Below are 913 nucleotides of genomic sequence, written 5' to 3' on the forward strand. Positions count from 1 at the left end.
CCCCCGCGCTGCTGGACGCCCCCCGGTAGGTGACCCCGTTGGTCACCACGGCGGCCCCGACGCCGGAGCCGACCAGGGCGAACACCGCGTGCCGGGCGCCCCGGCCGGCGCCGAACCACATCTCCGCCTGGCCGAGGGTCTTGGCGCCGTTGTCGATGTGCAGCGGCAGGTCGGTGCCGGCGGCGATCAGCGCCTCCAGCGGCACCCGGTCCCAGCCGAGGGCCTGGGCGTGCACCACCGCCCGCTCCCCCTGCTCGACCACGCCGGAGACGCCGATGCCGACGCCGAGCACGTCGTCGGTGTGCACCCCGGCCTGGCCGGTGACCGCGTCGATGCCGGCCAGCACGTGCCCGGCCACCACCGACGGCTCGGTACGGGCCGGGTCCAGCGGGTACTCGACGCTGGCCAGCAGGGCCATCGCGAAGTCGAACAGTTCGACCCGCACCCGGGTCTCACCGACGTCCACGCCGATCACGAAGGCGAACCGCGGCGCGACCCGGAGGATCATGCTGGGCCGGCCGCCGTCGGACTCGGCCGCGCCCGCCTCGACCACCAGGCCCTCGTCGATCAGGTCGCCCACCACGTTGCTCACCGCCGGCTGGCTGAGCCCGGTGCTGCGGACCAGGTCCTGGCGGGTCAGCGGGCCGTCGAGGAAGAGCTTCGACAGCAGCGCCGACCGGTTCCGCAGCCGGACGCCACGATTCGTCGCTCGCGCCAACTCCACACGCCACCTCGATCCCCCGGGCCGTCCGAGGCGACTGTACGACCCCGTGCTTGACGACCCATGACGCCAACCACTTTAATGACGACATTCATTAAGCCGTGATGTAACTCCCGCGACACCGTCCGGTGGCCCGCCGCCGGAACCGGCCCCACCCGTCCCGCCGGCCCGTCCGCGACCCGCAGTGGCTCG

General features: G+C 73.6%; 1 protein-coding gene. It reads right to left on the minus strand.

Features of this window, described 5'->3' with window-relative positions:
* Nucleotides 1–724 (minus strand): ROK family transcriptional regulator (locus DLJ47_RS00015; protein ID WP_146227979.1); only part of this gene is annotated, 724 nt, incomplete at its 3' end.
* Between the last annotated feature and the right edge of the window lie 189 nt (nucleotides 725–913).

This window comes from Micromonospora sp. S4605 (assembly GCF_003176715.1).
Lineage (GTDB): Bacteria > Actinomycetota > Actinomycetes > Mycobacteriales > Micromonosporaceae > Micromonospora > Micromonospora echinaurantiaca.